Annotated in this window: 14 protein-coding genes; 6 read left to right on the top strand and 8 right to left on the bottom strand. The window is 70.1% G+C overall.

The genetic code is table 11. The annotated features are described in order from the left end of the window. Window positions 1-56 precede the first annotated feature (56 nt). Window positions 57-1,106: a sensor histidine kinase gene (locus DN771_RS25055; protein WP_117000306.1), complete on the bottom strand. Its 1,050-nt coding sequence runs from the start codon at window positions 1,104-1,106 to the stop codon at window positions 57-59. Beyond that, on the bottom strand, window positions 1,103-1,789 hold the full coding sequence (locus DN771_RS25050) for a response regulator transcription factor (protein WP_117000326.1): 687 nt from the start codon (window positions 1,787-1,789) through the stop codon (window positions 1,103-1,105). The genes DN771_RS25055 and DN771_RS25050 overlap by 4 nt, the downstream gene beginning before the upstream one ends. Window positions 1,790-1,934: 145 nt before the next feature. Between DN771_RS25050 and DN771_RS25045 the strand changes: the two genes are divergently transcribed. Then, window positions 1,935-2,273, top strand: coding sequence for a DUF6223 family protein (locus tag DN771_RS25045; RefSeq protein WP_162942391.1), 339 nt, complete (start codon window positions 1,935-1,937; stop codon window positions 2,271-2,273). A 99-nt stretch (window positions 2,274-2,372) separates the two neighbouring features. On the opposite strand, the gene DN771_RS25040 is transcribed toward DN771_RS25045, so the two are convergent. Both DN771_RS25040 and DN771_RS25035 read right to left on the bottom strand, forming a co-directional pair. After that, complete coding sequence (locus DN771_RS25040) at window positions 2,373-3,227, bottom strand: (2Fe-2S)-binding protein (protein WP_117000304.1); 855 nt, start codon at window positions 3,225-3,227, stop codon at window positions 2,373-2,375. Continuing rightward, entirely contained in the window at window positions 3,224-4,045 is an 822-nt protein-coding gene (locus tag DN771_RS25035; protein WP_162942390.1) for a helix-turn-helix domain-containing protein, read from the bottom strand. The genes DN771_RS25040 and DN771_RS25035 overlap by 4 nt, the downstream gene beginning before the upstream one ends. Window positions 4,046-4,199: 154 nt before the next feature. Between DN771_RS25035 and DN771_RS25030 the strand changes: the two genes are divergently transcribed. Next, window positions 4,200-5,264, top strand: a complete 1,065-nt coding sequence (locus DN771_RS25030) for an iron-siderophore ABC transporter substrate-binding protein (protein ID WP_117000302.1) — start codon at window positions 4,200-4,202, stop codon at window positions 5,262-5,264. Window positions 5,265-5,336: 72 nt separating this feature from the next. Here DN771_RS25030 and DN771_RS25025 read toward each other — a convergent pair whose 3' ends face one another. Together DN771_RS25025 and DN771_RS25020 are read right to left on the bottom strand one after the other, a co-directional pair. Next, window positions 5,337-6,551, bottom strand: a complete 1,215-nt coding sequence (locus tag DN771_RS25025; protein WP_117000301.1) for an acyl-CoA dehydrogenase family protein — start codon at window positions 6,549-6,551, stop codon at window positions 5,337-5,339. Window positions 6,552-6,685: 134 nt separating this feature from the next. Then, entirely contained in the window at window positions 6,686-7,666 is a 981-nt protein-coding gene (locus DN771_RS25020) for an AraC family transcriptional regulator (RefSeq protein ID WP_117000300.1), read from the bottom strand. Window positions 7,667-7,747: 81 nt separating this feature from the next. On the opposite strand from DN771_RS25020, the gene DN771_RS25015 reads away from it, so the two are divergent. From DN771_RS25015 to DN771_RS24995, 4 genes are all read left to right on the top strand, one after another. After that, window positions 7,748-8,620: a Rossmann-fold NAD(P)-binding domain-containing protein gene (locus DN771_RS25015; RefSeq protein WP_117000325.1), complete on the top strand. Its 873-nt coding sequence runs from the start codon at window positions 7,748-7,750 to the stop codon at window positions 8,618-8,620. Further along, on the top strand, window positions 8,617-9,105 hold the full coding sequence (locus DN771_RS25010; protein WP_117000299.1) for an anthrone oxygenase family protein: 489 nt from the start codon (window positions 8,617-8,619) through the stop codon (window positions 9,103-9,105). The genes DN771_RS25015 and DN771_RS25010 overlap by 4 nt, the downstream gene beginning before the upstream one ends. Window positions 9,106-9,141: 36 nt before the next feature. Next, window positions 9,142-9,888, top strand: coding sequence for a hypothetical protein (locus DN771_RS25005; RefSeq protein WP_162942389.1), 747 nt, complete (start codon window positions 9,142-9,144; stop codon window positions 9,886-9,888). Between the two features lie 244 nt (window positions 9,889-10,132). Continuing rightward, entirely contained in the window at window positions 10,133-12,193 is a 2,061-nt protein-coding gene (locus DN771_RS24995; RefSeq protein ID WP_162942388.1) for a hypothetical protein, read from the top strand. A 212-nt stretch (window positions 12,194-12,405) separates the two neighbouring features. Here DN771_RS24995 and DN771_RS24990 read toward each other — a convergent pair whose 3' ends face one another. Beyond that, window positions 12,406-14,520 (bottom strand): acyltransferase family protein, encoded by a 2,115-nt coding sequence (locus DN771_RS24990; RefSeq protein ID WP_162942387.1) that lies wholly within the window; start codon window positions 14,518-14,520, stop codon window positions 12,406-12,408. After that, window positions 14,517-15,875, bottom strand: coding sequence for a cysteine--tRNA ligase (gene cysS / locus DN771_RS24985; protein ID WP_117000294.1), 1,359 nt, complete (start codon window positions 15,873-15,875; stop codon window positions 14,517-14,519). The genes DN771_RS24990 and cysS overlap by 4 nt, the downstream gene beginning before the upstream one ends. Window positions 15,876-15,934: the final 59 nt, after the last annotated feature.

Here is a 15,934-nt window from a genome sequence, read left to right as displayed (position 1 = left end):
TGGCCCACGCCGTGGACACACCGCGCAGGCAGGCCGGCCGCAGCCTCGATGCAGCCTCAGCGATGTCCGCCAGGCAACGTGAACGAGACTTCTGCTCCGCAGCGGCCACGATTGTTGTGCGCCTCGATCGTGCCACCGTGGGCGACGACGAGATCACGTGCGATGGACAGGCCCAGGCCGCTCCCGCCGGAGTCAGCCGACTTGGTGAACCGGTCGAAGACCGTCTCGAGGTCGCACTCGGGAAAGCCCGGCCCGGCATCGGTGATGCGGCACAGGATGGCGTCCCCGGACGAAGCGACCGTCACACCAACTTCAGTCCCCGTGGGACTGTGGCGAATGGCGTTGGCCAGAAGATTGTCGAGTACCTGACGAATTCGCACGGGGTCGATCCACACCTTCGGGAGATCGGGCGCCACCACCGTGCTCAGGCTGACGCCGCGCCGGGCGGCAACTGCTGTGTGGCGGGGCACGACATCGGCGACGAGTTGGCCGACGTGCACCGCCTCGACGGTGAGCACGAGCTGGCCGGCCTCCGACAGGGCCAGGGTGTGCAGGTCATCGATGAGGTGGCCGAGTCTGTGAGCTTCGTCGAGCAGCGACGCGAGCTGCTCGTCGGTTCGCGGCCGAACCCCGTCGAGCTGCGCTTCGATCTCGCTCTGCAGGATGGCGAGCGGGTTGCGGAGCTCGTGGGTGATGTCGGCGAGGAACCGCCGACGCTGCTCTTGGCTGGCGGCAAGCCGGGACGCCATCTCGTTGAACGCGGCGGCGAGCAGGCGCAGCTCCGATGGTCCTCGAACCGCGACGTCGACGTCGTGCAACTCCCCAGCGCTGATCCTCTCCGCCGCGTGCAGCAGGTCGCCTGCAGGGCCGCTCACCCGCCGGTACAGGACGGCCACCGCCAGCGCTGCCGCTGCGACCGCCACGCCGATGACGAGGAGGCCGCGGGGACGCCCCTCGCTGTCGGTCGGCATTCCCAGATCGCCGAACCGCCCTGTTGCGACGCTGACGGCCAGTGCGATGCCGACCCCCCACAGCAGGACGAGCCCGATCGCGACACGACGGAGCCGTCGGCGGTGCTCGCGCCGGGCGTTGGATGCCGACATCATGTGCCCTCGACGAAGCGATAGCCGACGCCGTGAACGGTCAGTAGGTAGCGGGGCGTACGCGGCTGCGGCTCAAGCTTGCGCCGGATGTTCTTCACGTGAGCGTCGATGGTGCGGTCGTAGGAGTCGACATCCACGCCGTGCAGCGCATCCATCAGCTGCGCACGGGTGAACACACGCCCCGGCTGCCGAGCGAACTCGACGAGGAGGTCGAACTCGGTTGCCGTGAGGCCGACAACGCGGCCGGCGATCGTGACCTCGCGACGGGCGAGGTCGAACACCGCGTCCCCCACCGTGAACCGCTCGGCCTTGGTGGGCACACCGTCGACCCGCCGGAGCACCGCTCGGACGCGGGCGACCAGCTCACGGGGACTGAACGGCTTGACGATGTAGTCGTCGGCCCCGATTTCCAGTCCGACGATCCGGTCGGTCTCCGCCCCGCGGGCCGTCAGCATGATGATCGGCACCGACGAGCCCCGGCGGAGTTCACGGGCAACGTCCAGGCCATCCGCTCCAGGCAGGCCGAGATCGAGCACCACGAGGTCGGGCGGCCGGGCGCGGGAACGCGCCAACGCCGACGGTCCATCGGCGGCGGTCTCGACGGCGAACCCGGACGCCCGCAAGTAGTCGGCGACGACGTCGGTGATCTTGGACTCGTCGTCCACCACGAGAACGAGCTTGCTCACGTCGCGATTCTCACACCGCATCCCGTCACGATCGTCCCGGGTTGTGAACCTGCCGTGAACGCGCCTGGATCTCGGGGCGGCGCGTTCTCAGCAAGTGCGCGCGACCTTCACCATCGGTTCACGATCCGAGACGACCCTCGGTGGCATGCAAGTTCATGACGCGATGTTGCCCATCCACTCCGTCGTCGGCGTCTCGGTCCCCGGTGGACGCTTTGGCCCAACCGTTGCCGCCCTCGTCGGGCTCGCCGTGGTGGTCATCGGCTGGAGGACCTTCCGCCGCCGCGACCGCTATGCGTCTCGACCGAGCACCGTCATCGGGGCCGGTGCGGCGACGGCGATCGCCGGAGTGGTGTTCCTCCTGCTCGCCGACGGCGGGCCCGGTACCGGGAACGGGGTGGTCGGGTCGAGTGCCGCGGTGATGCTCGGCGTCGTGGCCACGTTGCTCGGAACCCTTGCCCACAAGCGGTCCGACACCGTCACGTGACGACGTCGAACGCGCTCCCAGCCACGAGCTGTCAGCAACCGTCGCTAGAGACTTCTCGGTAGCGGCCGGTGCCGTACTTCTCGGCCAGCGGGTCTGTGTTCAGACCGATTCGCCCTGGAGGCGTTCGCGGGCGTTGTCGAGGTAGTGGCGTTGCAGGGTGTCGTCGTCGACGAGCGGGCAGCTGTGGCAGTATGCGCCGAAGTCCGGGTCGTGATGAGCGGGCGGTTCGCCGGCTTTGTAACGCAGGCAGCAGGTGCCGCGGATGTTGAACGGGAACTCTCGGCCGCCGCACGTGGCGACGAGGGGTCGGGGGCGGTTGCCGATCGGGAGTCCGCGTGCTCGGAGGCGGTCGAGGATGTCGTTGGCGGCGGTCCAGGCTGGTCGGTGGTCGGTCCCGGTCTCGCGGGCCGCGGCGAGCGCGCAGCCTCCGATGGAGTCGGCGACGAGTCCCCACATGCCCCGGCGGCCGAACGGGGCCACGACGCGGAGGTTGTCGAGCAACGGACCCAACAGCTCGGCGAACGCGCCGACGATGACCGCGGTGAGTTCGTCGGCATCGACCACAGTGACGTCGGGGTGGCCGGCGTCGGGGTCATCGGCGAGGGCGGCGAAGTGGGATGTGCCGGCGGCGAGCCGGTCGAACTCGAGTTGTGGGTGGGTGCGCAGCCATGTGATGGGCGGTTCGACGAGCGGGACCCGGCGTTCGAGGAGGTAGGGGCCGACGAGGGGGCCGGCGACGACGGCTGCGACCCGCATCGCGAGGTAGGCGGCGGCGACGTCGCGCTGGCCGCCGTAGCGACGAGTGAGATGTTCGACGCGGGAGGCGAGCCGGTCCGGTGCAGTCGCCGCAGCGACCGATATCCAGCGTTCGTGGTCGTGGTCGAGGTCGAAGGTGAACCCGCGGAAGGTCTGGGCGATCCGCTGGCGCGTGCCCTCGAGCGGGGCAGGGTTCATGCCGGCGCCAGCTCGTGTGTGCAGCGGCGCGGGACATCGTTGTCGGTGTGGTCGAGGTGCATCGCGTAGGGCGAGGTGCCCTTGGCGAACGCGCCGGGGGCTTGTCCGGTGGTGAGGCGGAACGCTTTCACGAACGCCCCGGTGGTCTGGTAACCGACGAGCCGGGCGACGTGGGCGACCGAAGTGCCCGCGGCGAGGTGGACGAGCGCGGCGCGGATGCGGGCGTGGGTGCGCCATTCGGCGAACGTGAGACCGGTCTCGGCGGTGAACCGCCGGGTGATGGTGCGGGCGCTGGCACCGGCGTGTCGCCCCCACGAGACGAGGTCGTCAGCCGCGGCCGGATTGACGATGAGCTGCTCGGCGATCTCCCGCAGCCGCGGGTCGCGGGGCAGCGGCAGGATGATCGACGGCGTGTCGACCACCTCGGTGAGATCAATTGCTGCGTCTTCGATGCGCCGGCGTCGTGTCTCAGGCAACTGTTCGTCGCGCAGGCGGAGTATGACCTCACGCCACGCCGGCGTGATCGCGATCGCAACCGGCTCGACGACGCCGGGGTCGGCGAGCGCAGGGTCGATAAGCGTGCACCGATAGGCCGCCCCGGCCGCGACGGTCCCCCCGTGCGGGGTCCCCGCAGGGATGAGCACCCCGATCGTGGGAGGGATGATCCACGTGTCCGGGCCGATCTCGACGGTGCGCGTACCGGTCGCTCCCCACACCACCTCGTGAACCTCGTGGCTGTGCTGACGAATCGCGCGACGTTCCCGGCCGACGAGGTCGTTCGTCCAGATCCGCCAACCCACCGGCCCGACATCATCCACGGCCCCAGTGGTGCGGACGGGGTGGCGAGTTTGGACCATACATTGTCACCCTAGACCCGCGGTATCTGGCAGACCTAATACCTACTCTTAGGTAAACCGTTGAGATCCGGGTCTGGTCGTGGGACGGGCGCGGGCGAACCAAGGGAGAGGCACCATGAACAGACGGCCACGAACAGCAGGACTGCTGGCGGTAGCGGCACTCGGGCTGACCGCCGCCGCGTGCGGCGGCGGTGACGCCGACGCATCCACCACCAGATCCGCCGCATCGACGACCGCCACAACCGACAACACCACGGCCTCGACCGAGCCGTCATCGACAACGCCCGGCCCCGGCACCTCAGACCCAGGCGATGCGGCGACGCGGGTCGTCGACACACCGCTGGGCGAGGTCGAGGTCCCGACCGACCCGCAACGGATCGTGGTGCTGTGGGGCGCGACGCTGTCATCGGTCGTGCAACTCGGGTTCGAACCGGTCGCCGCGTTCGGTGTCGAGGGCAACAACTCCAACCTGGCGCCGTACCTCCCGGACGACTACCCGCTCGACACACTCGAGATCGTCGCCGCACCCCGTGAGGTGAACTTCGAAGCGGTCGCCGCCGTCGACCCCGACTTGATTCTGGGCGGCGAGGTACCGCACTTGGTCGACAGCTACGACAACCTCTCGGCGATCGCGCCGACCGTGCTGCTGACGTGGGACGGCACCATGTCGTGGCGGACGATGTTGACCGATGTCGCCGACGTCCTCGGCGTCCCCGAGCGTGCCGAGGCCGCCGTCGACGAGTACGAGACCCATGTGGCCGAGGTCCGCGAAGTCGTCGGGCTGGACGACAATGCGATCGAGGTGTCGGTCGTGCGGATACAGAGTCCCGAAGAGATCCGCGTCGAGACCCCCGAGAGCTTCTCCGGCCAGATCATCGCCGACGTCGGGTTCACCCGCCCCGGCAACCAGCAGACGCCCGACGCCGGCGCCGACTACATCTCACTCAGCCTCGAACGCATCCCCGACGTCGACGCCCCATCGATCATCGCCCTCTACTACGTCGGCGATGACGACACCTCGGCCGCGTGGGACCAGATCAGCACCAGCCCGCTGTGGCAAGCACTCCCGGCGGTCCAGGCCGGCAACGTCATCGAGGCCGACTTCACGTACTGGGGATCGTCGAACTATTACGCCGCCCACCGCGTGCTCGACGACATCGCCACCGCGTTCAGCACATGACCTCGTGGACGCGGGCATCCATCGTGAGCGGGTGCCCGCACGCTAAGAAGCGACCGCTGACCTGGACTTTCATCACTCGATGCGGAGGCCGGAGATGGCCCGGCTGATGACGAGTTGTTGGATCTCGCTCGTGCCTTCGAAGATCGTGTGGATCTTGGCGTCGCGGTGCCAGCGCTCGACGGGGTACTCGCGGGTGTAGCCGTAGCCACCGAGGATCTGGATGGCTTCCTCGGTGACCCGGACTGAGACCTCCGACGCCTTGTACTTGCTCATCGAACCCTCGGCGTTCTTGTAGCCGCCGTTGCGGGCGAGCCAGGCGGCCCGCCAGATGAGCAGGCGGCTGGCGTCGATCTCGGTGATCATGTTGGCGAGCTTGAAGGCGATCGCCTGGTTCATGATGATCGGCTTGCCGAAGGCGTGGCGCTCCTTGGCGTACTCGAGCGCGTACTCGTAGGCGGCACGGGCGATGCCGAGCGCCTGGGCACCGACGGTGGGGCGGGTGGCCTCGAACGTGGCCATCGCCGGCTGCTTGGCGCCGGATGTGCCGCGCTCACGGGCGCGGGCGAGCTTCGCGTCGAGCTTCTCCTTGCCGCCGAGCAGCTGGCTGCCGGGGATGCGCACGTCGTCGAGCACCACCTCGGCGGTGTGCGAGGCGCGGATGCCGTGCTTCTTGTACTTCTGCCCCTGGCTGAGGCCGGGGGTGTTCGGGCCGATGACGAAGCTCGCCTGGCCGCGGCCCTTGAGCTCGGGATCGACGGCAGCGACGACCACGTGGACGTCGGCGATGCCGCCGTTGGTGATCCACGCCTTGGTCCCGTTGAGGATCCAGTCGCCGGTGGCCTCGTCGTAGACGGCGCGCGTGCGGAGGCTGGACACGTCGGAGCCGGCGTCGGGCTCGCTCACGCAGAAGGCGCCGAGGGCGATCTTGTCGGGCGTGCCGTAGCACTGCGGCACCCACTCCATCACCTGCTCGGGCGTGCCGTTGCCGGAGATGCCGGCGGCGGCGAGGCCGGAGCCCATGATGGCCATGCCGATGCCGGCGTCACCCCAGAACAGCTCCTCGACGGCGACGGGCAGGGTGAGCCCCGACGGGTCGGAGATCGCGTTGAGCATGAAGTCCACGCCGTAGAGGCCGATCTGCGCGGCCTCCTCGACGATCGGGTACGGGAACTCCTCCCGCTCGTCCCACTCGCTGCCGGCCGGACGCACGAGGGTCTCGGCGAAGTCGTGCACCCACTTCTGGATCTGCAGCTGATCTTCGCTGAGGGACAGAGAGAACTCGCTCATGCCATCAAGTTACCAGCGGGTAACAAGCTTGTCTACCCCCGGTAACGTCGCACGCGGACGCCCGGCATGCAGCCTGCACCGGCCGTCTGGACGCCTCCTTCGCCGATCGCGCAGCCGTCCGACGAGCTTCTCGCTCAGGCGTCGAGCGTGACGGCGTCATCCGGGACGTCGGCAGCGGCGGTGCGGGCGATCCGGTAGTCGCGCGGGCTCAAGCCGTGGGCCCGCTTGAACGCCGTGGAGAACGTGAAGGGGCTGCTGTAGCCGACGGCCGCGGCGACCGACGTGACCGTGGCGTCCCGCTCGAGCATGAGGTCGGCGGCAAGCGCCATGCGCCAGCGGGTGAGGAACGTCATCGGCGGCTCGCCGGTGACCTCGTGGAAGCGCCGGGCGAGCAACGCCCGCGACACGCCGACGGCTGAGGCCAGGTTGGCGACCGTCCACGGCTGCTCGGGCTCGTCCTGCATCATCCGCACCACCTTGCCGACGACCGGGTCGGCGTTGGCCCCGAACCACGCCGGGGCGTTGGCATCGGCGCCGGCGAACACCTCCCGCAGCGCCGATACGAACAGCAGGTCGAGCAGACGGTCGAGCACGACCTGCTGGCCGGTCTGGTCACGGCGCATCTCGTCGGCGAGCAACGGCAGCAACGGCGACGCCCACTCGTCGTGGCGCAGCACGACGAACCGCGGCAACGAGTCGAGCAGCCAGCGGCTCACCTCGCCGTCGGTGCGGTAGTTGCCGACGAGGAACTGGTCGGGCCCGTCGGCGCAGTTGCCCCACGTGCGGACCCCGAGGTCCATGCGCTCGACGATTACGGTGTCGTCGAGCGGCCGACACACGCCGGGGTCGATGATGGCGACGTTGGGTGCCTCGCCGGGCCGGCCGGACATCACGTAGTCGTCGGGGCCGCGGACGATCACCAGATCGCCGGCGACGAAGTGCATCGGGTCCGACCCGTCGAGCGGATCGAGCCACGCCTCGCCGGAGAGCATCGGCAGCACGGCGATCGGCGCCCGGTCCTCCACCGAGATCGACCACGGCGACTCCATGACAACACGCACCATGAACGCCGCCCGGGCCCGGGGGCCGTCGAGGAAGCTCGAGAGCGCATCCATGGACTCACCGTAGACGGAAACGAATGAAAGCGAGCGGAGAGACTATGGATCGTCTCAGCGATTCCTGGCTCGATGGAACCCATGAGTTCCGACCACATCCATCCCACCCACTCCCTCACCGTCGTCGTCGGCGGCAACGGCAAGACCGGTCGTCGCGTCGTCGAGCGCCTCACCGCGATGGGGAGGCCCGTGCGCCCGGTGTCGAGATCGACCCCCGTCTCCTTCGACTGGGAGGACCACACCACCTGGCCGGCAGCTCTCGACGGGGCGACGTCGGCCTATATCACCTACCAGCCCGACCTCGCTGCCCCCGGTTCGATCGACGCCATCACTGCGTTCGGCAAGGCCGCCGAGCAGGCGGGTCTCGAACGGCTCGTGCTGCTGTCCGGTCGCGGCGAGCCCGATGCCCAGGCGTGCGAGCGGATCCTCCTCGACGGCCCGATCCCCACCACCGTGCTGCGGTGCAGCTTCTTCGCCCAGAACTTCAGCGAACACTTCTTGCAGGGCCCGGTCCTCGACGGTGTCATCGCTCTGCCCGCGGGCGACGTGCTCGAGCCCGTCGTCGACGCCGACGACGTGGCCGATGTGGCCGTGCTGGCGCTGACGACCGATGGCCACACCGGCGAGGTGTACGAACTGACCGGCCCGACGCTTCTGTCGTTCCACGAGATGGCCGCCGCCCTGTCGGCCGCCATCGGCAACGAGGTGGTGTACCTGCCGGTGTCCGTCGACGCCTACGCCACCGAGGCGATCGCCGCCGGCGTCCCCGCCGACGAGGCCGACATGCTGGCGTCGCTGTTCGCCCACATCTTCGCCGGGCACAACGCCACGCTCGCCGACGGCGTGCAGCGGGCGCTGGGCCGGCCGGCGCGGTCGTTCGCTGCGTTCGCCGCCGACGCCGCCGATGCCGGCGCCTGGGCTACTGCGGCCGATCCGGCGGAGGGGGCGGCGTGATCGAGGGCTTCGACCGCTGGGCGACCGTCACGGCGATCGCCGCCACGGGACTGATGGCCGGATTCTTCTTCGCCTACTCCACGATCACCATGTCGGGCCTCAGGGCCGCGCCGGGTGCCGTCGGGTTGCGGGCGATGCAGGACATCAACCGAGCGGCCGATCGCTCGCCGCTGCTGATGCTCGGTCTGTTCGGCACGATGGTCGTGGCGATCATCCTCGGCGTGCGGGCGCTCGGACGTCTCGACGAGACGGCCGCCGTGCTGCAACTCGTCGCCGGCATCCTCTACATCGTCGGTGCCATCGTGCTGACGATGGTGTACCACGTGCCCCGCAACAACGCTCTCTTGCGGCTCGACCCCGACGCTCCGGCCTCGATCGACGCCTGGCGCCACTACGCATCGACGTGGACGGCATGGAACCACGTGCGCACCGTGCTGCCGCTCGTGTCGACGGTGCTCTACACGCTGTCGCTGCGGACCACGTGACCCGGTGCCGGCGGAGGTGCTTGGTACCGTGACCGCGTGCTGCGCCCCCGACCCCGCGTCCCGAGGCCGGCGGGGGTGCTGGCGGTCGTGACCATGTGCCTGGTCGGTGCGGCGTGTTCGGGCGACGACGACCGTTCGGAGGAGACGGTCCCCGATGACACCACCCCCGTGCTCGTGGTGGACTCGGAGGCCGTTCCTCCGGAGGCGGTGGAGGCACCGGTCGGCTCGGTGGTCGTCGACGACACCGGGTTCGTGCCCGGCGTGCTCGCCGACGATGTGGTGACCGCCGAGGAGTTGGACGAGGCGTACCAGCGCTACCTCGGTTGCCTCGCCGACGGCGGGGCCGGCGGTCGCTACGCCTACGACATCGATCTGCAGGTGGGCCTGACGATCGACTGGCAGCTCGCCGGCGACGACGGCCTCGGGCGGGCGTCGAACACGCTCGATCGCGGTTGTTCGGAGAGCTACCTCGGCAACATCGCCAACCGCTACTTCGCCACCGTCGAGCGTCCCGACGACCTGCAGGCCCGCCAGCACGACAGCATCGTGGCGTGCGTCGAGGCGATCGACCCCGGCGTCGCCCGCGAGGTGCCCGACGACATCACCACCGACACGTCGGTCGACGGGGTGTACATCGACGAGGTGCAGGTGGACCTGGCGTTCCTCGGCGCCACCCCCGAAGACGCCGCCGAGATCTCGCTCTGCTTCACCCGTGTCGGCGTCCCGTGGCAGGACTTCGGCACCCCGTCACCACCCACCGACACCGCTCGCCCCACCACCTGACCGGATGCAGCGTGCGCTCCGGCGCTGCAGTAACAGATGGTGCCAGGCACCATCCGTTACTGCCGGGTTCGGACACCGTCGCCAGGGACCGGAGGGTAAATACCCGACGCTTCGGTGGGGTACGTACCCTCCGGTTGCCGGTTCGAGGTGGGCAGGTCATACGCCACCCAGCCGCAGCATCGCCCTCGCACATCCCGTCGGGGACACCTCGGGGTGGGCGTCGGCGGCGGCGTAGGGTCGGCACATGGGGCGATGGGCGACACGGACGACGGCGTTGGCGATCTCGATGGTCTCGGCGGTGGCTGCGATCGGGGCGAGCTCGCCGCCGGCCTCGGCGACGACACCGCCGGACGACTCGAGCGGCATCGTCGCCACTGCCGACGCCACGGCAGAGGGCTGCGACCCGATCGACCCGCGGCTCTGCTACCTGCCGTTCCCGAGCAACCACTACACCGCTGACGATCCGGCGTCGGCGACGGGGCGCCGGGTCGCCTTCCCCTCCGAGGGCGCGCCGGTGAACGCCGCGGGAGTTCAGATCGACGTGACCGAGTGGAACCGCAACGACGGCTTCAGCCCCAACAGCACGCTGCTCACGCATGTACCCGGTCTCGACGCCGAGGCGTCAGCGCTGCCGTCGTGGACCGACCTCGGCGGATCGCTCGACGCTGACGCGCCGGTCGTGATCATCGACGTCGACTCGGGCGAGCGGGTCCCGCTGTGGGCCGAGCTCGACACCCGGGGCGACGGCCTGCCCGACGATCAACTGCTGGTCATCCACCCGGCCGTCGTCCTCACCGAGGGGCACACCTACGCCGTGGCGCTGCGCGACCTCGTCGCCACCGACGGCTCCCCGATCGCCGCCGGCGAGGCATTCTCCGCCATCCTCGACGGCACGGCCGACGGATCGCTCGCCGATCGGGCCGCCGAGCTGGCGCCGGCGCTGGATGCCCTCGAGGCGGCGGGCGTGGCGCGCGAGTCGCTCGTGCTGGCGTGGGACTTCACTGTCGCCAGCACCACGAACACGACGGGGCGGATGGTGCACATCCGCGACGCCACGCTCGCCGAGCTGGGTGACGCCGCCCCCGAGTTCACCGTCAGCGAGGTGATCGACGACCCGACCCACGACGACGGCACGCCGCGCGAGGGCCTGGCCCGCACGGTCATCGGCACGTACAACGTGACCAACTGGCTCACCGGCGACGGCGCTCCCGGCGAGCGCTTCCACTACGACGCCGACACCGCCGCCGAGCCCGACGCCCTCCCCGCCGCCAACGGCACGCTGACGGCCACGTTCCAGTGCAACATCCCCGAGGGCGCGATGACCGGCGCGGATCCGGCCCACCTCGTGCAGTACGGCCACGGGCTCCTCGGCACCGAGGGCGAGATCAACGCCGGCAACCAGATCCGCCTCGCCAACGCCGGCAACTCGGTGATCTGCGCGACGCGCTGGGCGGGCATGAGCACCGACGACATCGGCAACGCGATCGAGACGCTCGGCGACTTCTCCAACTTCCCGTCGATGGCCGACCGCCTCCAGCAGGGCGTGCTCAACCAGCTCGTACTGACCCGGCTGCTGCTCGCCGACGACGGGTTGACTGCCGACCCGTCATTCCAGCGGGCCGACGGCACGCCGATCGCCGACGCGTCCGTGGTCGCCTACAACGGCAACAGCCAGGGGGCGATCATGGGCCTGATGCTCGCGGGCGTGTCGACCGACATCGACCGCTTCGTCGTCGGCGTGGCCGGCATGAACTACGGCCTGCTGCTCCCCCGCTCGGTCGACTTCCACGACTACGAGGCGATCTTCGTACCCGCCTACCCCAACGTCGCCGATCGGGCGCTCATCCTGGCGATGGTGCAGATGCTGTGGGATCGCGGCGAGGGGGCCGGCTACGTGAGCCACGTCACCGCCGACCCGCTACCCGGCACGCCCGCCAAGGACGTCCTGATGCACGTGGCGTTCGGCGACTGGCAGGTGAGCGAGCTGACGGCGTTCATCGCCGCCCGGGCGATGGCCATGCCGGTGCACCGGCCGGTCACCGAACCGGGGCGCAGCGGCGAGGTGGAACCCGGCTGGGGACTCGAGACGCTGGAGTACCCGAGCAACGGATCGGGGCTGGTGGTGTGGGACTCCGGGTCCGACCCGATCCCGCTCGCCGACGTCGCGCCCAGCACCACCCGTGATCCCCACGAGGACCCGCGCGCCGACCCCGACGCCCAGTTGCAGATCAACACCTTCCTCTTCGACGGCGAACTGATCGACGTCTGCGCCGCCGCCCCCTGCCTCGCCGACCCAACGGACTAGCCACCGCGTTCGAGCCGTCGCGAAACGACCAACGAGCGGACCAGGTGGGCAGTGGGGATGTAAGGCCCCGAGAGGGCCGGGAGTGAAGATGACGCCACAGCAACTCTTCGGCGCCGCCGGCGCCCGGGCTTTGCCGGGCGCCGGCGGCCGCAGAACAACTCGCCGCAGCGCAGCGAGGGAGCGCAGCGACCGATGCGGAGCGAGGACGAAACTCAGAGAGCGAGTAACTCGGGGACGATGGTTTGGAAGATGAGGTTGGCGCCGGGGGTGTAGACGTGGACGCCGTCCCAGCGGTAGGCGAGGTCGGCGGAGATCCTCTCGTCGCCGCACCACTCGTCGGGGCCGGGAACGAACGAGACGGTGTCGGGGTTCTGGCTGGCCACCCAGCGCCACAGTTCGTTGAGGTGCGCCACGCGAGCGTCGTCGGCACGTTCGGGCAGCGCCGGCACGGCCGCCCCGTTGACGTCCTTGGGGCGCATGCACGGCACCTCGAGCAGGCCGACGTGGGCGCCCGTGCTGACGAGCGCGTCGATGCCCTCCTGCAGGCGGGCGGCGACGTAGTAGTCCCAGTCCGACGTGCCGAACTGGAGCAGGTCACCGTCGGACGTGGTGAGGTCGAACACGTCCCACGCGCCGAGCACGACGAGGGCGATCTCGGCCCCGGCGTCCTCGGCCGCCGACCGCCATTCGTCGGCCCAGCCCTCGCACACGGTGAACGAGTTGCGGAACCCGGCCCGGGCGCTGCGCACCGACCCGCTGTCGTAGACGCTGCAGCCGGGGACGGCCCCGTTGGTCACGTCGAACGTCTCCTCCAACCCGTCGGGGGCGTTCTTCACGAGGGCGTCGGCCGTGGAGTCGCCGACGACGACGAGGTCGGGCACGTTGTCGACCACCGTGGTCGGCACGGCGGTGGTGGGTGGCGCGCCGATCCCGGCGGCGACGGTGGCGACGGTCGTCGGCGCTCCCGTCGTCGGGGGCGCGACGAACTCGATGGCCTCGCCGCCCTCGGCCCGGTCGAACGGCTCGACGCTGGCGTAGAAGCCGACGATGCCCAGGCCGACACATCCGGCGACGGCGGTCGGCACGAGCCGGCCCCGCGTGCCCCCGCCGGATCGCCACCACGTGGACAGGGCGCCGTGGCGCACCGGCGTCTCGACGTAGCGGTAGCAGGCCTCGGAGACGACGACGGTGACGAGCGACGCGGCGACGAACCGTGCCACCGACCCGTGGTAGGCCTCGGCGAACACGAAGATCGGCCAGTGCCAGAGGTAGAGGCCGTAGCTGCGGCGACCGATCTCGACCAGCGGCTTCCACGACAGGGCGATGCGGAACCACGTGGCACCGGGGTGCACGGCGGCCATCACCGCCACCGCCGACAGGATCGACACCATCGGCAGCAGCCACTGGTACACGTAGCCGTCGATCAGCGTGGCCGAGGCGGCGATCACGCCCAGGCCGGCCACCGCCGCGCCGCCGGCGGCGTCGACGGCGGGGATCGTCGCGTTGCTCTTCACCGTGCGCCACGGGCGCCACACGAACGCCGCGGCGGCGCCGAGCAGCAGACCCGACGCCCGCGTGAACGTCGACAGGTACATGAAGTTGGTGCGATCGACCCCGTCGAACGCCGAGATCGACGAGGAGATCGGACCGGGCCCGCCGCGGTGCAGCCAGAACGTGGCGATCATCGACACCAGCGCGAGGCCGGCGAGCACTTTGGCCGCGGTGACGTCGCGCCAGCGCAGCAGGACGATGCCGATGAACAGCAGCGGCCAGACCAGGTACCACTGCTCCTCGACGGCGAGGCTCCACAGATGGCGCAGCAGCGGCGGGTCGGCGGAGTAGTAGGGGATGTCGCCGAGCACCTGGCCCCAGTTGCCGGCGTAGAACACGGCCCACGGCAGGTCGCGCCGCAGCTGCGAGCGCTGGGCGTCGTTGCCGCCCACCATCGCCCACAACGACACGGCCACCAGCACGACGGCCAGGGCCGGCAGCAGGCGGCGGGCCCGCCGCAGCCAGAACTGGCGCAGATCGATGCCACCGGTGAGGCCCAGCGCCGCGTGGGCGTCCTCGTGGCCGCCGGCCGCCCGGCGAGCGATGCGGGCCAACGACTTGTTGCGCTCCTCGATCAGCAGCGAGGTGATCAGGAATCCCGAGACGACGAAGAACACCTCGACGCCGAAGAAGCCGCCGGTCATCCACGAGAACCCGGCGTGATAGAGAATGACGGCGATCACCGACAGCGCTCGCAGCCCGTCGAGGGCGGGCTGGTAGCCGAAGCCCCGCTTGCCCGCCCTCGGCGGCGCGCCCGAGCGAGGCCGGTCGCTCATCGGCGAAGCGTCGTCCCGGTCGGCGTGGTCTCGACGATCCACCCCGCACCGGTGAGCTCGGCACGGATCGAGTCGGCGAGCGCATAGTCCTTCGCCGCCCTCGCCGCATCGAGCTCGGCGGCCCGACGCAGTGCGTCGTCGGGCACGTCGGCCGCTCCGCCGAGCTCCAGCCCCACGGCGACGGAGATCTCGCGCACGGCGGCCACCAGCGGCGCCGCCCGGTCGGGATCGTCGGCGTCGAGCAGCTTGTTCGCCTGGCGGACCGTGTCGAACAACAACGCCATCGCCTTGGGCGTGTCGAGGTCGTCGTCCATCGCCGCCCGGAAGGCGTCGAGCACCGCGGCATCGGGCGTGGCGCCGGCCACCGACGACGTGCGGGCCGCGAACGCGTCGAGACCGGCGAGGGCCTTGGCGGCGTTGGTCAGCGTCGTCTCACCCACCTGCACCGGGCTGCGGTAGTGGCTCTGCAGCAGCACCATGCGATAGGCCCGACCGTCGTACTTCTCGAGGATGTCGAGGAGGTTGTCGAAGTTGCCGAGGCTCTTCGACATCTTCTCGCCCGTCGCGTCGACGACCATGCCGTGGTGCATCCAGTGGTTGGCGAAGCGCCGGCCGAGGGCCACCGCTTGAGCCCGCTCGTTCTCGTGATGGGGGAACCGCAGGTCCTGGCCGCCGGCGTGGAGGTCGAACCCCTCGCCGAGGATGTCGAGGCTCATCACGACGCACTCGCTGTGCCAGCCGGGCCGGCCGGGACCCCACGGCGAGTCCCAGGACGGTTCGCCGGGCTTGGCCAACTTCCACAGCACGAAGTCGGCCGGATGCCGCTTGAGCTCGGCGCCGTAGATGTCGCGCTCGCCCCCGCCGGCGAGCATCTCGTCGAGCGACTGGTGGGCGAGCAGGCCGTAGTCCTCGACGGTCTCGACCGAGAGGTAGACGCCGTCGTCCGTGGCGTAGGCACGGCCGAGCTCGACGAGCTGGCCGATCATCTCGACCATCTGCTCGACGTACTGGGTGGCATGCGGCACGTCGTCGGGCCGGGCGTTGCCGATGCCCTCCATGGCGCGGAACCAGACGTCCTCGCACTTGTGGGCGATGTCGTGCCAATCGCGTCCTTCGTTGACGGCACGATTGATGATCTTGTCGTCGATGTCGGTGACGTTGGAGACGAACGTGACGTCGAGGCCGGACCAGCGCAGGTAGCGGACGAGCACGTCGTACTCGAGCGTCGCCCGGCCGTGCCCGAGGTGCGGCGGCCCGTACACCGTGGGGCCGCACAGGTAGATGCTCACCTTTCCGGGCTCGCGCAGAGCGAGCTCACGCACCTGTCGCGTGGCGGTGTCGTAGAGGCGAAGCACGGAACCAGGCTAGGGCCCGCGGCGGTACGCACCAGGGCACTTTGACCGCCCGGCCGTAG

This window comes from Desertimonas flava, from assembly GCF_003426815.1.
In the GTDB taxonomy this organism is placed as follows: domain Bacteria; phylum Actinomycetota; class Acidimicrobiia; order Acidimicrobiales; family Ilumatobacteraceae; genus Desertimonas; species Desertimonas flava.
Note: the sequence above shows the minus strand (reverse complement) of the source record. Positions and strands in the feature narration are given on the sequence as shown.

Excerpts from the sequence above, each read along its gene's own strand:
- DN771_RS25055 (WP_117000306.1), bottom strand. The coding sequence starts at position 1,106 with ATGATGTCGGCATCCAACGCCCGGCGCGAGCACCGCCGACGGCTCCGT.
- DN771_RS24990 (WP_162942387.1), bottom strand. The coding sequence starts at position 14,520 with ATGAGCGACCGGCCTCGCTCGGGCGCGCCGCCGAGGGCGGGCAAGCGG.
- DN771_RS25020 (WP_117000300.1), bottom strand. The coding sequence starts at position 7,666 with ATGGATGCGCTCTCGAGCTTCCTCGACGGCCCCCGGGCCCGGGCGGCG.
- DN771_RS25040 (WP_117000304.1), bottom strand. The coding sequence starts at position 3,227 with ATGAACCCTGCCCCGCTCGAGGGCACGCGCCAGCGGATCGCCCAGACC.
- DN771_RS25025 (WP_117000301.1), bottom strand. The coding sequence starts at position 6,551 with ATGAGCGAGTTCTCTCTGTCCCTCAGCGAAGATCAGCTGCAGATCCAG.
- DN771_RS24995 (WP_162942388.1), top strand. The coding sequence starts at position 10,133 with ATGGGGCGATGGGCGACACGGACGACGGCGTTGGCGATCTCGATGGTC.
- DN771_RS25015 (WP_117000325.1), top strand. The coding sequence starts at position 7,748 with ATGAGTTCCGACCACATCCATCCCACCCACTCCCTCACCGTCGTCGTC.
- DN771_RS25045 (WP_162942391.1), top strand. The coding sequence starts at position 1,935 with ATGCAAGTTCATGACGCGATGTTGCCCATCCACTCCGTCGTCGGCGTC.
- DN771_RS25030 (WP_117000302.1), top strand. The coding sequence starts at position 4,200 with ATGAACAGACGGCCACGAACAGCAGGACTGCTGGCGGTAGCGGCACTC.